A 21208-nucleotide genomic window follows, 5' to 3' on the forward strand; every position below is an offset into this window, starting at 1 on the left:
CGACCCCGGATTTCGGTCCGACCAACGGTTGCGGCTGCGCTATGTCCGGTCATAGCATGGTCGGACCAATGGCAATGCTCTGACCAGGGCCGCCCCCGTCCGTCACATAGAACACCGGAGTTCTCATGACCCCTCTCGAGGTATTCACCCCCGACATCAATCCACTGGGAGCCCAATGGCTCTCGGCCCTCGTCGGCCTGATCCCGATCGTCACGATGATGGTGACGCTCGCGGTGCTGCGCTGGAAGGCCCACTGGGCCGGGCTCTTCTCCACCGCCGTGGCCATCGTCATCGCGGTCGTCGCGTTCCGCATGCCGTTCGGCCTGGCCGTGAACTCGGGCGTGGAGGGCTTCTTCTTCGGGCTCTTCCCCATCATCTGGATCGTCATCGCGGCCATCTGGTTCTACCAGATCACCGTCGTCAGCGGCCGGTTCAACGACCTGCGTGACACGTTCAACCTGATCTCCGACGACCCGCGCGTGCAGGCGATCCTCATCGCATTCTGCTTCGGCGGACTGCTCGAGGCGCTCGCCGGCTTCGGCGCCCCGGTCGCGATCACCGGCGTCATGCTCATGGCCATCGGGTTCCCCGCCTTCCGCGCCGCCATGGTGGTGCTGCTCGCCAACACCGCCCCCGTCGCCTTCGGCGCCGTCGCCATCCCGATCATCACCGCCGGCAACCTCACCGGCATCGACTACCGCGAGATCGGCGCGTACGTCGGCCACCAGACGCCCATCCTCGCGTTCTTCGTGCCCTTCCTGCTCCTGCTCCTCGCCGACGGCATCCGCGGCCTCAAGGAGGTCTGGCCCGTGGCCATGGCCATCGGCGCCGGCTTCGCCGTCACGCAGTGGATCTCGGCGACCTACATCTCCGTCGAGCTGACCGACGTCATCGCCTCCCTGGTCGGCCTGGGCGTCGGCGTGTTGGTGCTCAAGGTCTGGCAGCCGAAGGGCGGCCACGCCGCGCTCGAGCGCATGCGGGCCGAGGTGGCCGCCTCCGGCGCCGCGGACATCACGGGCGCGCACGACGAGCACTCCCGCGACCGCGGGCCCCTCACGCCGCGGCACATCGCGATGGCGCTGCTGCCCTACGTCCTGGTCATCATCATCTTCTCGGTCGCCAAGCTCGTTCCGCCGGTGACGAAAGCTCTCACGTCCACCGACGTGAAGTTCGGCTGGCCGGGCCTCTACGGCAACGTGCTCAACAGCGCGGGCGAGCCGGTGTCCAGCACCATGTTCAACTTCAACTGGCTGTCCAATCCCGGCACGCTGCTCGCCATCACGGCGATCCTCGTGGCGCTGATCTACCGCGTCTCCGCCCGCGACACGTGGGGCGAACTGCGCAACACGGTCGTCAAGATGCGCTGGTCGATCCTCACGGTCGGGTCCGTCCTCGCCCTCGCCTACGTGCTCAACCTCTCCGGCCAGACCATCGCCGTGGGCACGTGGATCGCCGGCACCGGCGCGGCGTTCGCCTTCCTCTCCCCCACCCTGGGCTGGATCGGCACCGCCATCACCGGATCCGACACGTCGGCCAACGCGCTGTTCGCCAAGCTGCAGCAGACCGCGGGCGCCGCCGCCGGCCTGGATCAGACGCTGCTCGTCGCCGCCAACACCTCCGGTGGTGTCGTCGGCAAGATGATCTCCCCGCAGAACCTCGCTATCGCGTGCTCGGCGGTCGGGATCGTCGGCCAGGAGTCGGCACTGCTGCGCAAGGTGGTGTGGTGGAGCCTCGGCATGCTGGCGGCGCTGTGCCTCCTCATCGGCCTCCAGTCCACGCCCATCCTCAGCTGGATGCTGCCCTGACCCCGCGCCGGGGTCCGGGTCGTCACCCGGCGCGGACCCCGGCCATCCCGTGACCATTTCAGAGGAGACATCCATGACCACCGAAGCTCCCGGCACGGACGCCCGCCCGGCCCGTTCCGCCGCCCCGCACGTCGCCCTGTTCGCGACGTGTATCACCGACACGATGAAGCCGTCGGTCCCCATCGCCACCGTCAAGCTGCTCGAGCGGCTCGGCTGTCGCGTGTCGTTCCCCATGAAGCAGACCTGCTGCGGCCAGATCATGACCAACACGGGCTACTACAAGGAAGCACTCCCGGCCGTGCGGAACTACGCGGACACGTTCGGCGAGTACGACTACATCGTCGGCCCGTCCGGGTCCTGCGTCGGTTCAGTGCGTGAGCAGCACGTCATGCTCGCCCAGGACGCGGGCGACGAAGGGCTCGCGACCGCCGCGGGGGCCGTGGCGTCCCGCACGTACGAGCTGACGGAGTTCATCGTCGACGTGCTGGGAGTCACCGACGTGGGCGCCTACTTCCCGCACCGCGTGACCTATCACCCCACCTGCCATTCGATGCGCATCGCGAAGGTCGGCGACCGGCCGCTGCAGCTGCTGCGGGCCGTCCGGGGCATCGACCTCGTCGATCTGCCGAAGGCCGAGCAGTGCTGCGGATTCGGCGGCACCTTCTCCGTCAAGAACTCCGAGGTGTCCGTCGCGATGGCGTCGGACAAGGCGCGGCACGTGCGGTCCACCGACGCTGAGTTCCTCGTGGCCGGCGACCACGCCTGCCTCATGAACATCGGCGGCGTCCTGCACCGGCAGCGGGCAGGAATCAAGACCATCCATCTGGCCGAGATCCTGGCCAGCACCGAGGAGGACCAGCGATGACCGAGCGGCGAACCCCGGAACCCGGCTCCTGGCTGGGGATCCCCCCCTTCCCGAAGGCGGCCAAGTCCGCGCTCGAGAACGCCGAACAGCGCAAGAACCTGCGCCACGCGACCGGGACCATCCGCGCCAAGCGCGTCGCGCGCGCGGCCGAGGTGCCCGACTGGGAAGAACTGCGGACCGCGGGGGCGCAGATCAAGGACCGCGTCGCCCGTCACCTGGAGCACTACCTGCTCCAGGCGGAGGCAGCGATGACCGCGGCCGGCATCACGGTGCACTGGGCACGCGACGCGGACGACGCCAACCGGATCGTCACCGAGATCGCCCAGGCCAAGGGTGTCGACGAGGTCGTCAAGATCAAGTCCATGGTCACGCAGGAGATCGACCTCAACGAGCACCTGGAGGCCAACGGCATCGCGGCCTGGGAGACGGACCTGGCCGAGCTCATCGTCCAGCTGGGCCACGACCTGCCCAGCCACATCCTCGTCCCCGCGATCCACCGCAACCGGTCCGAGGTCCGGGAGATCTTCACCACCGAGATGGGCCGCTACGGCACCCCCGCGCCGGAGGGCATCTCCGACAACCCCGCCGAGTTGACCGACGCGGCACGCACGCACCTGCGGGAGAAGTTCCTCCGGGCCAAGATGGCGGTGTCCGGCGGAAACTTCATCGTCGCGGAGACCGGCACGCTCGTCGTCGTCGAGTCGGAGGGCAACGGCCGCATGTGTCTGACGCTGCCCGAGACCATGGTGTCCATCGTCGGCATCGAGAAGATCGTGCCGACGCTGCAGGACCTCGAGGTCTTCCTCAAGCTGTTGCCGCGGTCGTCGACCGGCGAGCGGATGAACCCGTACACGTCCTTCTGGACCGGAGTCACCCCCGGTGATGGCCCCCAGGACCTGCACGTCGTCCTCCTGGACAACGGCCGTACCAATGCCTTGGCCGACCCCCACGGCCGCGCCGCCCTGCGCTGCATCCGGTGCTCAGCCTGCCTCAACATCTGCCCGGTGTACGAGAGGGTCGGCGGCCACGCCTACGGCTCCCCCTACCCGGGTCCGATCGGCGCGATCCTCGGCCCGCAGCTGCGAGGCATGGACAACCCGAACGACCGGGCACTGCCCTTCGCCTCCACGCTGTGCGGTGCCTGCAACGAGGTGTGTCCGGTGCGGATTCCCTTCACCGACATCCTGGTGCACCTGCGGCACAAGGCCGTGGAGTACAAGACCGCCAAGCACCCCACCGGCGAACAGGCCCTCATGAAGGGCGCGGGATGGTTGATGGCCGACGGCTCGCACCTCGAGACCGCCCAGCAGGCCAGCCAGCTGGCCGGCAAGGTCCTACGCGGCAAGTGGCTCGGCCCCCTTCCGATCCCCATCGCGTCGCGCTGGCTGCAGGCCCGCGACGTCGAGGCCCCACCCGCCCAGACCTTCCGTCAGTGGTGGAAGGACAACCACGAAGGAGACCAGCAGTGAACGCACGCGAGGAGGTGTTGCGCCGCGTCCGGCGTGCCACCGCTGACGTCACCGAAGACCGCCCCGAGGTGGATGTACCGGTCGAGTGGGTGTACGGACGCCCACTGGACACGGTTGACGTCCTCGCCGACTTCGTCGAGAAGGTCGAGGACTACAAGGCGACGGTCGATCGGTGTGCCGAGTCCGGTATCGGCACCACGATCGTCCAGGCCCTGCAACGCCTCGGGGCCACCAGCGTGGTGGTGCCGGGCGGGCTGCCCGGAGAGTGGACGGCGGCCATCGGCGCGTCCGGCATCCAGGTCTACCGCGACGAGCCACCACTCAGTCACGCCCAGCTCAACACCATCGACGCGGTCGTGACGACCTCGGCCGTGGCCATGGCCGACTCGGGCACGATCGCGCTCGACCATTCCGCCGGGCAGGGACGTCGCGCCCTGAGCCTGCTGCCGGACCGGCACATCTGCGTGGTCCGGGCCGACCAGGTGGTCAGCGACGTGCCGGAGGGCATGACCCGCCTGGCGCCCGCTCTCCGGGAACGCCGGCCGGTCACCTGGCTGAGCGGGGGCTCGGCCACCAGCGACATCGAGCTGAGCCGGGTCGAGGGCGTCCACGGCCCTCGTCACCTCTCGGTGGTGCTGGTCGAGGGCTAAGCGTCGATCCGGTCGGCCTCAAGGGCGTAGGCCCCCTCAACGATGAACTCCTTGCGGGGGCCGACGTCGTTGCCCATCAGCATCTCGAACACCCGCTCCGCGGCGGCGGCGTCATCCACCGTCAGCCGCCGCAGGGTGCGGTGCCGCGGGTTCATGGTGGTGTCGGCCAGCTGATCGGCGTCCATCTCGCCGAGGCCCTTGTAGCGCTGCGGATCCTTGAACGCCTGGCCGCGCTTGGTGAGCTCGGCGGCCTTGCGCTGGTACTCCGCGTCCGAGTAGGTGTAGATGTACTTCTCGTAGCCCCGCTTGGGGTTGATGAGCTCGAACCGATGCAGGGGCGGGACGGCCGAGTAGATGCGCCCCGCCTCCACCAGGGGGCGCATGTACCGGAAGAACAGCGTTGCCAGCAGCGTGCGGATGTGGGCGCCGTCGGCGTCGGCGTCGGCCATGAAGATGATCTTGCCGTAGCGGACGGCCTCGAGATCGAACGTCCGCCCGGAACCGGCGCCCACGACCTGGATGATGGAGGCGCACTCGGCGTTCTTGAGCATGTCCCCCACTGACGCCTTCTGGACGTTGAGGATCTTGCCGCGGATCGGCAGCAGCGCCTGGAACTCCGAGTTCCGCGCGACGTTGGCGGTGCCCAGTGCCGAGTCGCCCTCGACGATGAACAGCTCAGTGCCGTCCACGGCGGTGGACCGGCAGTCCTTGAGCTTAGGCGGCAGCGCGGAGGAGGCCAGCGCGTTCTTACGGCGCTGGTTCTCCTTGTGCGCCCGAGCCTGGACGCGGGTCCGCGAGGCGTTGACCACCTTCTCCATGAGGGTCCGGGCGACGGGGCGGACTGCGGCCTTGGTGCTCGTGAGGAACTCCGCCAACTCGCGCTCGACGATGCCGGTCACCAGCTTCTGGACCGGCGGAGTGCCGAGGACCTCCTTCGTCTGGCCCTCGAACTGCGGCTCGGCCAGGCGCACCGTCACGACGGCGGTGAGGCCTTCCATGCAGTCGTCCTTGATGATCTCCTCGCCGGCCTTGAGGAGCCGCGTCCCGTCGAGCGACTTGACGAAGGCGCGCGTGAGGCCGCGCTCGAAGCCCGCGACATGCGTGCCGCCCTTCGGGGTGGCGATGATGTTCACGAACGACTTGACGGTCGTGTCGTATCCGGTGCCCCAGCGCACGGCGATGTCGACGTCGAGATCCCGCTCGACGTCGGTGGGCGTCATGGCCCCCGAATCGTCCAGCATCGGGACCGTCTCGACGAAGGCGTCGTGTCCCTGGAGCCGGATCACGTCGGTGAGAGGGGCGTCGTGGGCGAGGAAGTCGGCGAACTCGGTGATGCCGCCGACGTGGACGAACGTCTCCCGCGACGGCTCGTCGCCGCGCCGGTCGGCCACATCGAGGGCGAGTCCGGGAACCAGGAACGACGTCTGGCGCGCCCGGTCGTGCAGGTGGCTCAGCGACAGTTCGGCATCGGCCAGGAAGATCTGCCGGTCGGGCCAGTAGCGGACCCGTGTGCCGGTCACGCCCTTGGCCACGCGCCCTGTCTTGCGAAGTCCGCTCTGCGGGGTGAAGGCCGCGTTCGGCCCGTCGCCGTCGAAGACGCCCGGAACGCCGCGGCGGAAGCTCATCGACCACGTCGCTCCCCCGCGGTCCACCTCGACGTCGAGCCGCGTGCTCAGGGCGTTGACGACCGAGGCGCCCACGCCGTGCAGACCACCCGTGGCGTTGTACGACGAGTTGCCGAACTTACCGCCGGCGTGCAGCTTGGTGAACACCACCTCGACGCCACTGAGGCCGGTGCGGGGCTCGGTGTCGACCGGGATGCCGCGGGCGTGATCGGCGACGAAGACGGAGCCGTCGCCGTCCAGGACCACCTCGATGCGATCGCCGAAGCCGGCGAGCGCCTCGTCGACCGCGTTGTCGATGATCTCCCAGAGGCAGTGCATGAGCCCGCGGGTGTCGGTCGAGCCGATGTACATCGCGGGGCGCTTACGCACCGCCTCCAACCCCTCGAGCACCAGGAGGTTCTTCGCCTCGTAGTCGCGCGAGTGGGGCTGCTTGCTCTTCGGGGTCTGCACCGGCCTAGGCTACCGGGCGCCGACGCGGCCGCCGTCGCACGAAACGCGGGCGGGTACGCCGGGAACATTTGCGCCGTCCGGTACGTTGAACTTTCCGATCACGTTGATCAGATCACACGGTGGGAGGACCGCGATGACCGAGATTGCCATGGACCCTACGCTGACCGCCATCGACCGTTGCGACCGCTGCGGCGCTCAGGCCTATCTCCGCGTCTTTCTGCGGTCGGGCGGCGAGCTGATGTTCTGCGCCCACCACGCCGCGCAGCACCGCGAGAAGCTGACCGAGGTGGCCAGCCACATCCACGACGAGACGAGCCGGCTCAGCCAGCGCTGAGCCACCGCTCGATCAGGTGTCGCGCGATCGACGCCTGACCGGGCAGCGTGAGGGCTCCGGAACCGACGGCGGCGGCGAGATCCGCGCGGGTGTAGTACGCACCCTCGGCGATCTCGTCGCCGTCGACGTCTATCCGGCCGTCCTCGGCGCGCGCCTCGAACCCCAGCATGAGCGACCTCGGCATCGGCCAGGGCTGGCTGGCCACGTAGGACACTCCGGTCAGCCGGACGCCGACCTCCTCGGCGGCCTCGCGGTGACACGCCTGCTCGGCGGACTCGCCGGCCTCCACGAACCCCGCCACGACCGAGACCCGTCGGGCGGCCCACTGTCCCTGCCGCGCCAACAGGATCCGGTCGGCCGGGTCCGTGATGGCGACGATGACGCACGGATCGATTCTGGGGAAGGCCAACGCCCCGCACTCCGGGCAGGACCGCCGCGCCCCCAGCAGGTCCGGGACGGTTCTAGTACCACAGGCTTCGCACGTGGGCGACGTAGCATGCCACCGGGCGAGCGCCACGGCCGCCGCGAGGGGATCGGCCATGGTGGGGTCGAGATCCCGCCATCCGATGGTGGGCCCCTCAACGGCCGTGACGCGGCGGGCGAGCCACGGGCGGCCCTGATACCACCCCAGCAGGATGTCCTCGTCGCGGAGGTCCCCCGGCGCCGCGAGCCGGCGGGGGGCGCCGGCGTCCGCGGCGAGGTTGCCCGCGCCGTCGACCTCGATCACGACCGCCTGGGACCACGCCGCCCGGAGCTGCTCCGGGACCCGGCGTGCGGCGGACCGGTCGAGTCCGGACGGTGTCGTCCACTGATTCATGACGGGTTCCTCCCTGAGGACAGAGCCTCATCGATGAGCGAGGACGGAGCGTCGACGAACCGGAGCCGGTCCGTGGGCACATGGTAGAACGCCGCGCCCACGACCGACGGGTCGACGCCGCGCGCCTCGGCCCACGCCTGTCGGTACACGGCCAGCTGGAGAGGGTCGGCGGCCCGGTCCGACGTCTTCCAGTCCACCACGAGATACTCGAGCCCCTCCACCTCCCAGCGGTACACGGCGTCGATGCGGCCACGCAGGACGTGCCCCGCACGCGCCATGAGGAAGGGCACCTCGACGCCCAGCGGAGCCAGCGCCGCGAACTGGCCGGCCTCGAACGCGGCGGTGAGCGCCGCCAGCTCGTCCGCGTCGTCCAGGTCCGCACTCCCGTCGAACTCCTCGAGCATGGCGGGCAGCTCGAAGCGCTGCTGCAGCCAGGCGTGGAACCGGGAACCGGTGCGGGCCACCTGGGAGGGTCTGCGCGGCATCCGACGCACCAGCGATGCGGCGAAGGCCTCGGGATCGGCGCGCAGCCCCATGATCGCCGTTGCCGACAGGCCCTCGGGGAGTGTCACCTCGGTGAGGTGGCGGCGCCGGACCAGATCGGTGAGGTGGCTCGCCGCCGCGTCCCATTGCGCGACGCGGGCCTCGTCGTCGGGGGTGATGGTCCCCGATTCCCACACCCAGGCCGCCTGCTCCTCCTCCCGGACGGCCAGGAGCCGGCCCGCCTCCCGGACGAGCTCCGCGGCGGCGCACCGGGCCGAGACCTGCTCCAGGTCGAGTTGGACGGGCCAGCCGGCGCGGACGGGCTCGGCGGGCACGGGGTTGGTCGCCGAGTCGCGCGTGGCCTCGTCGAGGTAGCAGCCCTCCGCCTCGGCCAGCTCCCGGATGACCGCGAAGTAGGGTGACTCCCCCCGCGGCCTGACGTTGCCCGGCGTCCAGACATGCGCGGTGGCCACCAGCAGCTGCTTGGCCCGCGTCGCGGCGACGTAGGCGAGACGGTCCTCGGAGAGGCGGTGCTCGATCCGGCCGGCGTCCCGCAGGGCCGCGAGCCCGTCCTTGGTGTGATCCCGCAGCTGCGGCACCGCGTCGGCGTCGCCGCGCAGGGGCGCAGGCAGGACCTCAGCACGCTGCGGCCAGATGCCCGACCGCGGCTCCGACGGGAACACCTTGTCGACGAGTCCGGGCAGGTAGACGGTGTCCCACTCGAGGCCCTTGGCCCGGTGCACCGTCAGGAGCTTGACCGAGTCCGCCTCGGAGGGCACGGCCTGCTGCAGCCCTTCCCCGTGTTCCTCTTCGGCGTCGAGATAGGCGAGCAGCCCGCTCAGGCTGCCGTCACCGTCGACGTCCGTGTAGCTCGACACCTCGGCGGCGAAGCGCGCGATCTGGGAGGTGTCGGCGCCGGCGGCCAGGAGCTCCGACTCCAGGCCGAGCACGTCGATGACGCGGGTGACCAGGTCCCCCACCGGCTCCGAGGAGTGCCGGCGCAACCCGGTGATCTCTGCGTGGAACCGCGCCAGGCGCTCCCGCGCCGCGGGGCTGAGTGGTGCGTCGCCCGGGTCCGCGACGGCGTCGAGGAGGCACACCATCTCGCCGGGATCCGCCCCCGTCACGCTATGAACCAGAGCGTCGTCCAGGCCCGTCGGGCGTCGGGACGGCGACACCATGGCCCGCGCCCGCTCCCCCAGCAGTTCCAGGTCCGCCAGGCCGATGTTCCACCGCGGTCCGGTGAGAAGAGCAGCGACGTCCGGGTTGGCGGTGACGTCGTCGATGACCCGGAGCGTCGACACCAGGGGGGCGATCTCGGGCAGGGCCAGCAGCCCTCCCAACCCGACGATCTCGACCGGGATGTCGCGATCCCGCAGCGCCTCGAAGATGGGGGCCAACAGTGCGTTGCGGCGGACGAGGATCGCCTGGTCCGCCCATCCGATGCCGGTCTCCCGGCGCGCCGCCACCATCTCGGCGATCCAGTCCACCTCGTCGCGGAAGGTGTCGAAGGTGGCCGCCGCCACCGACCCCGACGGCGCCGACGGCGGGGCCACGAGACTGACGCCCGCCTCGCCCGGGGCCGCGGCTAACGCCTTGGCCAGGCCGTTGCCGACCTGGAGGATGCGACGGCCGCTGCGGCGGTTGATGCTCAGCGTCTGGCGGACGGCGGGAGTGCCGTCCGATCTCCGAAACGACATCGGGAACTCGAGGATGTTGCCCGACGCCGCGCCGCGCCACCCGTAGATGGCCTGGTAGGGGTCGCCCACCGCGGTGACGGGGAAGCCCATCGCGTCGCTGGACGGCGGGCCGGTGAAGAGACTCCTGAGCAGCCGTGCCTGGGCCGCGGAGGTGTCCTGGTACTCGTCCAGGAGCACGACGCCGAACCGGCGGCGCAGCTCGGTGCCCACGTCCGGCACCTGGGTGACGAGCCGGACAGCCTCGCGGAGCTGGTCGGCGAACTCGACGACGCCCAGCCGGCGCTTCAGGTCCTGGTATCGGACCACCAGATCCAGCAGCTCGCGCCGCTCGGCGGAGGCATCGAGCGCGCGTTCCACGTCGCGCATCACCTTCCCCCGCCACAGCGGGGCCGCCCGGAATCTCTCGTCAGCCGCGTCGCAGGCGGCGATGACGTCGGCCGGGTCCACCAGGTGCGACTGGAGTTCCGCATCCAGGGCCAGCACGCGCTCGGGGATGTTGTGGTGGCTGAGCCTGCTGATGTGGTGGAACGGCCCAGGGGCGTCCGCCACCACCCGGGTGGCCAACCGGAACCGGGTGGCGCCGGTGATCATCACCGGATCCCTGTCCAGTCCGATGCGCAGCCCGAACTCCGCCACGAGTCGGGCGGCGAACGAGTCGTAGGTCATGATGAGCTCGGCGCCGTCGCTCTCCGCGGAGCCGCCCACACCCGCACGGTCCAGAGCGACCGACACCCGCGAGGCCAGCTCCGCGGCCGCCTTCCTCGTGAAAGTGAGCCCGAGCACCTCCTCGGGGCGAACCTGCCCGGTCCCAACGAGCCACACGACGCGGGCGGCCATGACCGTGGTCTTACCGCTGCCCGCCCCGGCGATGATCACTGTCGGCTCGAGCGGCGAGGTGATGGCCGCCAGCTGCTCCTCGGAGAACGGGATCGCCAGCGCGTCGGCCACGTGCTCCGGCCGCGACATCGCGGGACGCAGACGGTGGATGGTCATAGAGCGACTCCGGATCGGCCCAGGGCGGGGCAGGAGGCGGCGAATGGGCAGTAGCGGCAGCTCGCGCACTCGGTGGCGTCGTAGCGCCCGCCGCGCACGATCTCCACGGCGCTGCGGATCCGGTCGTGCACCCACGTGGGCCCGTCCCCAGGATCCTCCGCTGGCAGCCGCGGGCTGTCGTCGATGGACGGCTGGGCCACCTCGAGCGGCAGGGCCTCGCCACCGCGCAGGAACAGCAGCGCGGGCGGTGCCACGGCCCTGGCGCCGGGGGCGACATCCTCGAACGCGCCCAGTGAGGCCGCCAGCTGGTACACGCCGAGCTGGGCGTGGTCGACGACGTCGGCCTCCTTGAGCAGCCGGCGCCCCGTCTTGAGGTCGACGATCCGCAGCCGACCGTCCGGCAGACGTTCCAGCCGGTCGACTGTCCCGTCGAGCTGCACCTCCTGGCCGGCGACCGTGAGGGAGACGCGAAACGGGTGTTCGACCGCCAGCAGGGTGTCGCGGCTGTGCTCGTGGTAGCGGGCGAAGCGGTCGATGGCCGCCTCGATCTCCGACCGCTCGGACGTGGACAGCCACTCGGCCTCGAAGGGGATGCGGGTCCACACCTCGGCCAGCTTCGCCCGCATCCCGGCCGCGTCCAGCCCGTCGACGGCGGCATGCCGCGCGAGGAGGTGGACGACGTCGCCGACGGAGGCGCGGGACTGCCGGCCGCTGTCCGCCTTCGCGCGCCTGGACAGGAACCAGCGCCGCGGGCACTCCAGCAGCATCTCCAGGGACGAGCCGGTGATCCGCACGGGCCCGTCGTCCGGCGAGACGCCGGGGCTCGGCGGATGCAGGCCCCACCAGCCGTCGGGCGCCGCTCCCGGGAACCCCGGCGCGCCGTCGGGCGCCTCCACCTGGGAGAGGCGCGCCAAGCGGAGCGCCGCGGCGCGACGCAGGCCCGGGCCGGCCGTCTCGTCGGCCAGGGTGCGCCGGAGGTCGCCGACGAGGGAGGCCGTGGACAAGAGGTCCCGGGGCCGGCCGTAGACGCGCTCGACGGCGACCCCCAGCTCGTCCAGGAACCGCGACGGTCGCCCGCCCTCCCCCTCGATGCCCTGAACCGCGCTGACCCGCAGCTCCGACACGGCACGGGAGCACGCCACGTGGAACAACCGCCGTTCCGCCGCCAGCTGGGACGCCTGCCCGGGCGGCGCCAGAGCCTCCGGACCGATCCGGTCCGGATCCAGCAGCAGGCCGGCGCGGGTGAGCCGCGGCCACGCCCCCTCCTGGACGCCCAGGATCCACACCCGCTCCCACTGCAACCCGCGGGTGCGGTGCGCCGTGACCACGCGGACCCCTCGGCCCGTCACCGAGGATTCGCGGCCGGTGTCGGCGGGAATCTCCTGGCCCGCGACCTCGGCGATGAACGTGACGGCGCCGGCCTGCCCGCGCATGTCGCCACTGCGGGCAGCCAGGTCGAACAGCTCCACCACAGCGTCCAGGTCCGCATCCGCCCGCCGTGAGCCGCGCAGCGCCCGCTCTCTCAGCCTCGCGGGCCAGAGGCTGCGGTCCCACAGCAGCCACAGCGCCTCCTGCACCTCACCACTGCCCTCCAGCAGCGACGCCGCCTCCGCCAGGAGTCGGCCCAGCCGGCGCGCCGCCGATGCTTCGGGCGTGTCGATCCCGGTCAGGAGGTCGGCGTCGGCCAGGCACCGGGCGGTCAGGACCGCCGACGTGCCGAGGGCGCGGTGACGGGCCACCAGACTGCGACCGAGCGCCCGCTGCGCCACGCCGTCGAGGCCTGCCAGCGGCGACGACAGCAGCAGGCGCGCCTCGTCGGCCGCCGGCGCCCCTCCCCTCGCGGCCACGTCCAGCGCGAGGAGCAGCGTGGCGGCGGCGGGCTGCTCGGCCACGGCGATCTCGTCGCCGGACACCTCGACCGGCACGCCCTGGCGGATGAGCTCGGCGGCGATGCCGCTGAGCTGCGAGCGGCCGGAACGCGTCACGACGACCAGGTCCCCCCAGTCCAGTCCGTCGACGGTCACCGCCGACCTGATCTCCGCCGCGACGTGGGCCAGTTCGGCGGTGGCGTCGTCGAAGACGCGCGCCGCGACCCGCCCGCCGGGGCCCGCCGGGAGCGGTGGTGGCGGATCGACCGGGCCGGCGATCCGCGGTTGCAGCGCGCCAAGGGCCGCCGCGACCTCCGTGCGCGCACGGTGGCCCGCGGCCAGGACGAGGGTGCGCGCGCCCGGCAGCCCGCCTAGGTCCGTGAGGGCGGTGGCGCTGGCGCCGCGGTAGCCGCCGATCCGCTGCCGGGGATCCCCCAGCGCCAGGAGGGGGAGGCCCGCACGGGCGAGGTCAGTGACGAGGCCGACCTGCGCCGGGTCGAGCTCGTGGGCGTCGTCGACGATCACCGCGTCGAATGAGGCCCGCACGGCGTCCGTCACCGCCGAGTCCGTCAGCAGGAGCCGCGTGCGGTACACCAGTTCCGCGTAATCCAGCGTGCCGGAGAAGTCGCCGACCGTCAGGTAGCTCTCAAGAAACCTGGCGACGGCGGCGAACAGCTCATCGCCGCCCTCGCGGGCCATGGACTCCAGGGCCTCCGGGTCGAGCGAGAGCTGCCGCACGCGGGCCAGCACCTCCCTGAGCTGCCGGGCGAAGGCACGCGTCCGCAGCGCCGGCCGCACCGCCTCCGGCCACGCCTCCACCGGCTGCCCGTCCAGGAGCTCGCGGATCCGCTGCTCCTGCTCGGGGGCCCGCAGCAACCGCCAGCCCTCGTCCTCGTGAGGCAGGAAGCGGCGCAGCAGGCCGAGCGACAGCCCGTGGACCGTGGTGACCATGGCGCCCGTCTGGGCCCTGTCGACGCGGCGGGTGATGTCCCGGCGCAGCTGCTGAGCGGCCGGCCGCGTATGCGACACCACGATGATCCGCTCGAGCTCGGCGCCACCCCGGACACGTTCGGCGGCGGCCGCCGCCGCGACCGTGGACTTGCCCGTGCCGGGCCCTCCCAGCACGACGCGCACGCCGTCGCCGCCCAGCGCGGCCCGCTGTTCGAGGGTCAGAACCGGGGCGACGGCACGGCGCGGCGGCAGGACCCGGAAGTTCATGCCCCCATGCAACCAGCCCGGACCGACATTTTCACGCCCGGTCCATGGCAGGCTGAGGCACGGAGGACGCATGAGTGAACGGATCGCCACCCGGATCGACGGGTTGACGCTCACCCTGAGCAATCTCGACAAGCCCCTCTTCCCGTCCGGGTTCACCAAGGGGGAACTCATCTCCTACTACGTCGGCGTCGCCGACGCGATGCTCCCGCACCTCCGGGACCGCGCCGTGACCCGGGTCCGCTGCCCCGACGGCACGGCCGGCCCCTCCTTCTACGAGAAGAACGTGCCCCCCGGCGCCCCCGACTGGGTCGACACCGTGGACGTGGCCACGTCGGCCGGCACCGTCACCTACGTGACTGCCCACCGCACGGCCGACCTCGTGTGGCTCGCGAACCTCGCCGCGGTCGAGCTGCACACCCCGCAGTGGCTCATCCACGACGCCACCGACTCTCCCGACGGGCTGCTGCTCTCCGGCGAGCACGAGCCCCGCGCCACCACGTTGATCGTGGACCTGGATCCGGGTCCGGGGATCACGCCCGCAGACTCCGCCAGGGCCGCGATCAGAGCCGCGACGGTGCTGGCCGAGGTGGGCCTCGTGGCGCATCCCAAGACGTCGGGCAACAAGGGCATCCAGCTGACCGTGCCCATCCAGCCCACCCCCGCGAGCGTCGTGCACGCGTTCGCCACCGCCCTCGCCCAGCACCTGGCCCGCAGCCACCCCTCGATGTACGTCGCGACGATGAGCAAGGAGGCCCGTGCCAACCTGGTCTTCGTCGACTACGGGCAGAACCTCGCGGCGCGCAACACGGTGACGGCGTATTCGGTGCGCGGCCTGGATGAGCCGTCGGTGGCGACGCCGCTGACCTGGGACGAGGTGGCCGCGCTGCGTCCCGATTCGGTGCTGCGCACCAGTCCCACGCAGGCGCTGGACCGGGTCCAGCGCCTGGGAGATCTGTGGGCGGCGACGCTGCCGACGGCCGCCTCACCGTCGCTGCCGTCCCCCGACTTCTGACACTATGGGGGCAGTCGTCACCGGGAGGATGCATGGAGCTCACGCCCGAGCGCTCTGAACGCTCGCACTACGTCCGGGTCCCCGCGGACTGGATCGCGGGGTGCAGCGATGCGGGGCGCCGGCACGACGTGAACCAGGACGCGCTGTCGCTCGCGGTGCGCGAGACCCCGCCGCAGGCGGCCGTGCTCGCCGTGGCCGACGGCGTGAGCACCACCCCCGGATCGGACCGGGCCTCCCTCGTGGCCGCGCAGACGGCCGTGGATTCGCTCATCACCTCACTGCGCGCGGGGACCGACCCGGGCGCCGCCCTCGGAGCAGCCTTCGACGCCGCGAATGACGCCGTCCACGCCGAAGCCGAGGATCCCGCGGCCTGCACGTTGATCGTCGCCGTCATCGAGGACGGTCTCGTCACCGTCGGGAACGTCGGCGACTCCCGCGCCTACCTGGTGTCCGACGACGGCACCGCGGCGTTGCTCAGCACTGACGACTCCATGGCACAGGCGCGGATCATGCTCGGCATGTCCCGCGACGACGCGGAGCAGTCCGCGCAGGCCCACGCGATCACCAAGTGGCTGGGCCGCCAGGCGACCGACACCGTCCCGTCGGTCACCTCGGCCTCCGTTCGCCGGCCGGGATGGCTGCTGCTGTGTTCCGACGGGTTGTGGAACTATGCGAGCGACCCGGCCGACATGGGGCGGCTCCTGCTGGACCGCGCCACCGCCGCCCCGGAGCCCGGCGATCTGGCCGAGAGCCTGGTCGACTGGGCCAACGAGCAGGGCGGCAAGGACAACATCACGGTCGCCCTCGCCCGCGTGTCCTGACCTCTTGCCCGCGCTGGCTAGAGTGTCTCCCATGGAAGTCAAGATCGGCATCACCGACGTGCCCCGCGAGGTCACCATCGACACCACCGTCCCGGCGGACGAGATCGCCGACCGCGTGCGGGACGCCGTCGCGAACGCCTCGCTGTTCGAGCTCGTCGACGAGAAGGGCCGCCGGGTCCTCATTCCCGGCGCTCGGATCGCGTACCTGGATCTCGGCTCCCCCACCACACGGACGGTGGGTTTCGGGGCGGTCTGACGCTCGTGAGGTAGGCTGGTGGCCTGCGGGCAGCAATGGCCCCGCCTCCGGCGCGCCAACCGCGCCGTGAGTTCGTCCCAGATTGGGGAGAACCCTGAGCGACAACGAGCAGCCGGTCGACGACACCTTCGCCGACCTCGGCATTCACGACTCCATCACCTCCGCCCTCGCGGAGGTCGGCATCGTCCATCCCTTCGCCATCCAGGCACTGGCCGTACCGCTGGCCATCTCCGGCGTCGACCTCATCGGCCAGGCCCGGACCGGCACCGGCAAGACGCTGGCCTTCGGCGTCAGCCTCCTGCACCGGATGGTGACCATCTCGGGCGGCGAGAAGCCCGCGCACGGGCGCCCCCGCGCCCTGGTCGTGTGCCCCACCCGAGAGCTGGCCCTGCAGGTCGGCCGCGACCTCGACGTCGCCGGCAAGCACCTGAAGATGCGCGTACTGACCATCTACGGCGGCACCGGGTACGACGAGCAGCTGGGCGCCCTCGAGTCAGGCATCGACATCGCCGTCGGCACGCCCGGGCGACTGCTCGACCTCGCCGACCGCGGCGCGCTCGACCTGTCGCAGATCCAGGTGCTGGTCCTCGACGAGGCCGACGAGATGCTCGACCTCGGGTTCCTGCCCGACATCGAACGACTGCTGCGCAAGACGCCGCAGGACCGGCAGACCATGCTGTTCTCCGCCACGATGCCGGCCCCGATCCTCACGCTCGCCCGCGCCACGCTCAACCGGCCCGTCAACATCCGTGCCGAGGGCCACGACGCCCAGATGACCGTGCCGGACATCGACCAGTACGTGTACCAGGCGCACGACCTCGACAAGCCGGAGATGGTCGCCCGCATCCTGCAGGGCCGCCAGACCACCAAGGTCATGGTGTTCTGCCGGACCAAGCGCGCCGCGCAGCGCCTCACCGACGACCTGGTCGACCGCGGGTTCGCCGCCGCCGCCATCCACGGCGACCTCAACCAGCAGGCCCGTGAGCGCAGCCTCAAGAAGTTCCGCGCCGGCACCATCTCCGTGCTCGTGGCGACCGACGTCGCGGCCCGCGGCATCGACATCAGCGGCGTGAGCCACGTCATCAACTACGAGTGCCCGGACACGGATGCCACCTACGTGCACCGCATCGGCCGCACCGGGCGTGCGGGGAACTCCGGCGTCGCCGTCACCTTCGTCGACTGGTCCGATCTGCATCGCTGGAAGCTCATCGACCAGGCGTTGAAGCTCGAGATGCCCGCCCCCGCCGAGACCTACTCGTCGTCACCGCACCTGTACGCGGACCACGACATCCCCGAGGGCACGAAGGGACGTCTTCCCGGCGCGATCGCCGCGCGGGAGAAGGCCGTCGAAGCCAAGCACGCCCCGGCCGAAGGCCGGCGGCGCAGGACGCGCCGCTCGACCGAACCTGCCGGGGATCACCCCGCCGCTGACAAGGCGCCCGAGGTTGAGAGCAAGCCGCGGCGCCGGCGGCGCCGCACCCGCGGCGGGGTCGAGGTCCAGCCGGGCGCCCCGGCCAACGAGACCGGTCAGTAGACCATCCGCATGGCCCCGCGCACCTCGTCGAGGGTGGCGTCGGCGACCTCGTTCGCGCGACGGTTGCCGTCCGCCAGGACCTGCTCGAGGTAGCCGGGGTCTGCGGCGAGCTCGGCCCGGCGGGCCCGGATCGGCGCGAAGTAGTCGTTGACGGCGGCGGTGACCAGCTTCTTCAGGCCGCCGCCTCCCCCGTCGCCGATCTCCTCGGCGACGTCGACGGGCTCGCGGTCGAGGCAGAGGGCGGCCAGGTTGACGAGGTTCGAGACCTCCGGCCGGTTGACCGGGTCGTAGGTGATGTGACGGTCCGAGTCCGTCACCGCACGCTTGAGCAGCTTGGCGGTCTCGTCCGCGGTCATCCCCAGCTCGATGGTGTTGCCCTTGGACTTGGACATCTTGGTGCCGTCGAGACCGAGCACCGTCCCGGACCGGCTGAGCAGCGCCTGGGGGGCGGGGAACACGGGGCGGTCGTCGTCGACGCGGCCGTACCGCTCGTCGAACCGGCGGGCGATGACACGCGCCTGCTCGAGGTGCGGCAGCTGATCCTTGCCGACGGGGACGAGGTTCGCCTTGCAGAACAGGATGTCTGCCGCCTGATGGACCGGATAGGTCAGCATCAGGCCCGACATCGGCCGGTCGCCCGTGTCGTCGAGCTCGGACTTCACCGTCGGGTTGCGCCGGAGTTCGGCGTCCGTGACGATCGACAGGAACGGCAGCATCAGCTGGTTCAGGGCGGGCACCTGCGAGTGGGTGAAGATCGTCACCTCGGACGGGTCGAGGCCCACGGCGAGGTAGTCGGTGAGCAGGGAGTAGACCCGCTCACGGATGGGGCCGACCCCGTCCCGGTCCGTGATGACCTGGTAGTCCGCGATGACGACGAAGGTCTCCACGCCGAGCGTGGCCAGCCGGACCCGGTTCTGCAGCGAGCCGAAGTAGTGGCCGATGTGCAGGTTCCCCGTCGGCCGGTCGCCCGTGAGGATCCGGAACCGCGCCGGATCCGTCAGCAGCTGCGCCTCGATCTCCCGGCTGCGTTCGGTCGCGCGCGTGAGGGTGGCCTCGGGGTCGAAGGTGTCGTCGTGCGACATGGGTGGAAACCTGCCTAGGGTCGATCCGACTGGGTCCGCTCAGCCTAGCGCCCTAGACGACGCCGCCTCGACGCCGGATCCGCGCCACCAGGTCGCGGTAGGCGGACGCGCGGGTGAGGTTGACGGCCAGCGGATTGCGCTTCTTGCCGAGCCCGTGATAATCGCTCGACCCGGTCCTGATCAGCCCGAGCCGGGCGCCCATCTCGAACAGCAGTGATCGCGTCTCGTCGTCGTGATCCGGGTGCTCGACCTCGATCCCCTCGAGTCCGTGGTCCCGGACGAGTGATTCGATGTAGGGCGCCGTCAACACGGCCCTGCCCTCGCGGCCCCAGGGGTGCGCGAGGACTGCGACCCCCTTCGCGGCGTGCACGAGGTCGATGGCCCGCTCGAGCTGGCAGGCGTACCGGTGCACATAGCCGGGCCTGCCCTCCGCGATCCACAGCGCGAAGGCCTCGTCGCGGTCGCGCACATAACCCTTGGCCACCATGGCGTCGGCGACGTGGGGCCGACCGATGGCGGGGGCACCGTTGGCGGCCGCCATCACCTCGTCCACCGTCAGCGGCATCCCGGCCGCCGTGAGGCGCGCCACCATGGCCGGGAGTCGCTCGGTGCGACCGACCCGGATCCGGACGAGTTCGGCGTTGAGGTCGCGGTCGAACGGGTCGCATCCATAGCCCAGCAGGTGGACCGACGACCCCGTCTGCTCCGTCGAGATCTCGATGCCGCTCAGGACCTTGACCCCGATGCGCTTGCCGGCCTCCTGCGCTTCGGCAACGCCGCCGAAGGTGTCGTGGTCGGTCAGCGCGATGACGTCGAGTCCGGCCGCGTGCGCCTTCATGACCAGGCTCGTCGGGGTATCGGTCCCGTCACTGACCCTGGAATGGGTGTGCAGGTCGATCTTCATGCGGTCATCCTAGGGTCCCGGTGGGGGCGGCTACGCTGGCGGTCATGGATTTCGCGTACACGCACCAGTACCCCGCCGAGCCCGCCGCGGTCGTGGCCTTGCTGCGCAACAGGGAGTTCATCGACGACGTGGCCCGGCACGCCGGTGCCATCACGCACGAGGTGAGCATCGAGCCGGACGCCACGCGGCTCGAGATGAAGCTGCCCGTGCCCGGCAGCCTCACCGCCTTCGTCGGCCAGGCCGTGTCGCTGACCCAGGTCTTCCGGTTCGGCGCTCCGGCCGCCGACGGCAGCGTGCGGGGCACCGTCGACGTCGACGTCCCCGGACTCCCCATCGACGTCAACGCCGACGCGCTCCTCACCCCGGAGGGCGCCACCACCCGCGGCTCCTACACCGGCGACCTGCGGGTCCGCATCCCCCTGGTCGGCAAGAAGGTCGAGTCCAACATCGAGCCGTTCATCCGGGAGGCGTTCGCGGGCCTGGAGCGTCGGGCCGCCGAGTGGCTCGGCCGCTAGCTGGCCGCGGCCTGCCCGGCGGCCTCGCGCCGCGCCTTGGCAGCCTCGACGGAGGCCTTGAGCGCGGCCATCAGGTCGACGACATCGCCGACGGGGGCTGAGGTCTCCGACGGCGTCGGCGCCTCGGTGCCCGCGAGCTTCGCCTCGACGACCTCGAGCAGGGCCTCGCGGTAGGAGTCGGCGTACGCCTCGGGGTCGAACGTCCCCTCGAGCTGCGCGATGAGGAGCTTGGCCATCTCCAGCTCCGCGTCGGAGATCTTCACCTCCGACGACGGCGCGGCGAAGTCTCCGTCGCGGAGCTCGTCCGGCCAGTACATGGTGTGCAGCAGGAGCAGGTCGTCCTTGGGGCGGATCAGCGCCAACGATTCCCGCTGCCTCAGCGCCACCTTGACCACCGCCACCTTGTCCTCCTTCGCCAGTGCGTCGCGAAGCAGCACGTAGGGCTTCTGGCCGGTGGCCTCGGGTTCGAGGAAGTAGGTGCGCTGGAAGAACGTCGGATCCACCTCGTGCTCGGCCACGAACTGGACCACGTCGACGGTCTTGAGCGTGCTGAGGGGCAGGTTCGCGAAATCCTCGTCGGTGAGGATGGCCATCCTGCCGTCCGCCGATTCGTACCCCTTCGCGAGATCTGAGTACGACACCACCTGGCCGCACTTCTCGCAGATCCGCTGCTGCCTGACCCGGCCCCCGTCCTCGGCGTGCACCTGCCGGAACGAGACGTCCTTGTCCTCCGTGGCGCCGTAGACCTTCACCGGGATCGTCACCAGGCCGAAGGACACCGCTCCCTTCCAGATCGATCGTGGCATG

General features: G+C 71.2%; 17 protein-coding genes. 10 read left to right on the forward strand and 7 right to left on the reverse strand.

Going from position 1 to position 21208, the window contains the following annotated elements:
• Positions 1-125 precede the first annotated feature (125 nt).
• The 4 genes from BCR15_RS09910 to BCR15_RS09925 all read left to right on the forward strand — a co-directional run bounded on the left by BCR15_RS09910 (position 126) and on the right by BCR15_RS09925 (position 4789).
• Positions 126-1805, forward strand: a complete 1680-nt coding sequence (locus BCR15_RS09910) for an L-lactate permease (RefSeq protein WP_068752050.1) — start codon at positions 126-128, stop codon at positions 1803-1805.
• A gap of 73 nt (positions 1806-1878) precedes the next feature.
• Positions 1879-2670 carry a (Fe-S)-binding protein gene (locus tag BCR15_RS09915; RefSeq protein ID WP_068752051.1) on the forward strand — a complete coding sequence of 264 codons (792 nt, stop codon included), beginning with the start codon at positions 1879-1881 and terminating at the stop codon, positions 2668-2670.
• Positions 2667-4139 carry a lactate utilization protein B gene (locus BCR15_RS09920; RefSeq protein WP_068752052.1) on the forward strand — a complete coding sequence of 491 codons (1473 nt, stop codon included), beginning with the start codon at positions 2667-2669 and terminating at the stop codon, positions 4137-4139. The genes BCR15_RS09915 and BCR15_RS09920 overlap by 4 nt, the downstream gene beginning before the upstream one ends.
• On the forward strand, positions 4136-4789 hold the full coding sequence (locus BCR15_RS09925; protein WP_068752053.1) for a LutC/YkgG family protein: 654 nt from the start codon (positions 4136-4138) through the stop codon (positions 4787-4789). The genes BCR15_RS09920 and BCR15_RS09925 overlap by 4 nt, the downstream gene beginning before the upstream one ends.
• Here BCR15_RS09925 and BCR15_RS09930 read toward each other — a convergent pair.
• Positions 4786-6864: a DNA gyrase/topoisomerase IV subunit B gene (locus BCR15_RS09930; RefSeq protein ID WP_068752054.1), complete on the reverse strand. Its 2079-nt coding sequence runs from the start codon at positions 6862-6864 to the stop codon at positions 4786-4788. The genes BCR15_RS09925 and BCR15_RS09930 overlap by 4 nt on opposite strands.
• A gap of 133 nt (positions 6865-6997) precedes the next feature.
• Between BCR15_RS09930 and BCR15_RS09935 the strand changes: the two genes are divergently transcribed.
• Positions 6998-7198: a DUF7455 domain-containing protein gene (locus BCR15_RS09935; RefSeq protein ID WP_068752055.1), complete on the forward strand. Its 201-nt coding sequence runs from the start codon at positions 6998-7000 to the stop codon at positions 7196-7198.
• Here the strand turns inward: BCR15_RS09935 and nudC are convergent.
• Genes nudC through BCR15_RS09950 form a run of 3 tightly spaced genes read right to left on the reverse strand, consistent with a single transcriptional unit; the run spans position 7185 to position 14277 of the window.
• Entirely contained in the window at positions 7185-8015 is an 831-nt protein-coding gene (gene nudC / locus BCR15_RS09940) for an NAD(+) diphosphatase (protein ID WP_068752056.1), read from the reverse strand. The genes BCR15_RS09935 and nudC overlap by 14 nt on opposite strands.
• A complete protein-coding gene (locus BCR15_RS14950; protein ID WP_078919546.1) occupies positions 8012-11191 on the reverse strand; it encodes an ATP-dependent DNA helicase in 3180 nt (1059 codons plus the stop codon). The genes nudC and BCR15_RS14950 overlap by 4 nt, the downstream gene beginning before the upstream one ends.
• Positions 11188-14277: an ATP-dependent DNA helicase gene (locus BCR15_RS09950; RefSeq protein ID WP_068752057.1), complete on the reverse strand. Its 3090-nt coding sequence runs from the start codon at positions 14275-14277 to the stop codon at positions 11188-11190. The genes BCR15_RS14950 and BCR15_RS09950 overlap by 4 nt, the downstream gene beginning before the upstream one ends.
• 70 nt (positions 14278-14347) lie before the next feature.
• Here BCR15_RS09950 and ligD point away from each other — a divergent pair, with 70 nt between their 5' ends.
• From ligD to BCR15_RS09970, 4 genes are all read left to right on the forward strand, one after another.
• The gene (ligD, locus tag BCR15_RS09955) at positions 14348-15289 is read left to right on the forward strand and encodes a non-homologous end-joining DNA ligase (RefSeq protein ID WP_068752058.1); all 942 of its coding nucleotides are present in this window, start codon (positions 14348-14350) and stop codon (positions 15287-15289) included.
• Positions 15290-15321: 32 nt separating this feature from the next.
• Positions 15322-16110, forward strand: coding sequence for a PP2C family protein-serine/threonine phosphatase (locus tag BCR15_RS09960; protein WP_068752059.1), 789 nt, complete (start codon positions 15322-15324; stop codon positions 16108-16110).
• A 31-nt stretch (positions 16111-16141) separates the two neighbouring features.
• Positions 16142-16366 carry a DUF3107 domain-containing protein gene (locus BCR15_RS09965; RefSeq protein ID WP_068752060.1) on the forward strand — a complete coding sequence of 75 codons (225 nt, stop codon included), beginning with the start codon at positions 16142-16144 and terminating at the stop codon, positions 16364-16366.
• 82 nt (positions 16367-16448) lie between these two features.
• Positions 16449-17900 carry a DEAD/DEAH box helicase gene (locus tag BCR15_RS09970; protein WP_068752061.1) on the forward strand — a complete coding sequence of 484 codons (1452 nt, stop codon included), beginning with the start codon at positions 16449-16451 and terminating at the stop codon, positions 17898-17900.
• Here the strand turns inward: BCR15_RS09970 and trpS are convergent.
• The gene (gene trpS / locus BCR15_RS09975; protein WP_068752062.1) at positions 17894-18982 is read right to left on the reverse strand and encodes a tryptophan--tRNA ligase; all 1089 of its coding nucleotides are present in this window, start codon (positions 18980-18982) and stop codon (positions 17894-17896) included. The genes BCR15_RS09970 and trpS overlap by 7 nt on opposite strands.
• 52 nt (positions 18983-19034) lie before the next feature.
• Complete coding sequence (locus BCR15_RS09980; RefSeq protein WP_068752063.1) at positions 19035-19886, reverse strand: PHP domain-containing protein; 852 nt, start codon at positions 19884-19886, stop codon at positions 19035-19037.
• A gap of 44 nt (positions 19887-19930) precedes the next feature.
• Between BCR15_RS09980 and BCR15_RS09985 the strand changes: the two genes are divergently transcribed.
• Positions 19931-20401 carry a DUF2505 domain-containing protein gene (locus tag BCR15_RS09985; protein WP_068752064.1) on the forward strand — a complete coding sequence of 157 codons (471 nt, stop codon included), beginning with the start codon at positions 19931-19933 and terminating at the stop codon, positions 20399-20401.
• Here the strand turns inward: BCR15_RS09985 and ku are convergent.
• Positions 20398-21207, reverse strand: coding sequence for a non-homologous end joining protein Ku (gene ku, locus BCR15_RS09990; RefSeq protein WP_068752065.1), 810 nt, complete (start codon positions 21205-21207; stop codon positions 20398-20400). The genes BCR15_RS09985 and ku overlap by 4 nt on opposite strands.
• Position 21208: the final 1 nt, after the last annotated feature.

Origin of the sequence: Tessaracoccus lapidicaptus (genome assembly GCF_001693815.1) — a bacterium.
GTDB classification, from domain to species: domain Bacteria; phylum Actinomycetota; class Actinomycetes; order Propionibacteriales; family Propionibacteriaceae; genus Arachnia; species Arachnia lapidicapta.

Excerpts from the sequence above, each read along its gene's own strand:
- BCR15_RS09910 (WP_068752050.1), top strand. The coding sequence starts at position 126 with ATGACCCCTCTCGAGGTATTCACCCCCGACATCAATCCACTGGGAGCC.
- BCR15_RS09915 (WP_068752051.1), top strand. The coding sequence starts at position 1,879 with ATGACCACCGAAGCTCCCGGCACGGACGCCCGCCCGGCCCGTTCCGCC.
- BCR15_RS09920 (WP_068752052.1), top strand. The coding sequence starts at position 2,667 with ATGACCGAGCGGCGAACCCCGGAACCCGGCTCCTGGCTGGGGATCCCC.
- BCR15_RS09935 (WP_068752055.1), top strand. The coding sequence starts at position 6,998 with ATGACCGAGATTGCCATGGACCCTACGCTGACCGCCATCGACCGTTGC.
- nudC (WP_068752056.1), bottom strand. The coding sequence starts at position 8,015 with ATGAATCAGTGGACGACACCGTCCGGACTCGACCGGTCCGCCGCACGC.
- BCR15_RS14950 (WP_078919546.1), bottom strand. The coding sequence starts at position 11,191 with ATGACCATCCACCGTCTGCGTCCCGCGATGTCGCGGCCGGAGCACGTG.
- BCR15_RS09950 (WP_068752057.1), bottom strand. The coding sequence starts at position 14,277 with ATGAACTTCCGGGTCCTGCCGCCGCGCCGTGCCGTCGCCCCGGTTCTG.
- ligD (WP_068752058.1), top strand. The coding sequence starts at position 14,348 with ATGAGTGAACGGATCGCCACCCGGATCGACGGGTTGACGCTCACCCTG.
- BCR15_RS09960 (WP_068752059.1), top strand. The coding sequence starts at position 15,322 with ATGGAGCTCACGCCCGAGCGCTCTGAACGCTCGCACTACGTCCGGGTC.
- BCR15_RS09965 (WP_068752060.1), top strand. The coding sequence starts at position 16,142 with ATGGAAGTCAAGATCGGCATCACCGACGTGCCCCGCGAGGTCACCATC.
- trpS (WP_068752062.1), bottom strand. The coding sequence starts at position 18,982 with ATGTCGCACGACGACACCTTCGACCCCGAGGCCACCCTCACGCGCGCG.
- BCR15_RS09980 (WP_068752063.1), bottom strand. The coding sequence starts at position 19,886 with ATGAAGATCGACCTGCACACCCATTCCAGGGTCAGTGACGGGACCGAT.
- BCR15_RS09985 (WP_068752064.1), top strand. The coding sequence starts at position 19,931 with ATGGATTTCGCGTACACGCACCAGTACCCCGCCGAGCCCGCCGCGGTC.
- ku (WP_068752065.1), bottom strand. The coding sequence starts at position 21,207 with ATGCCACGATCGATCTGGAAGGGAGCGGTGTCCTTCGGCCTGGTGACG.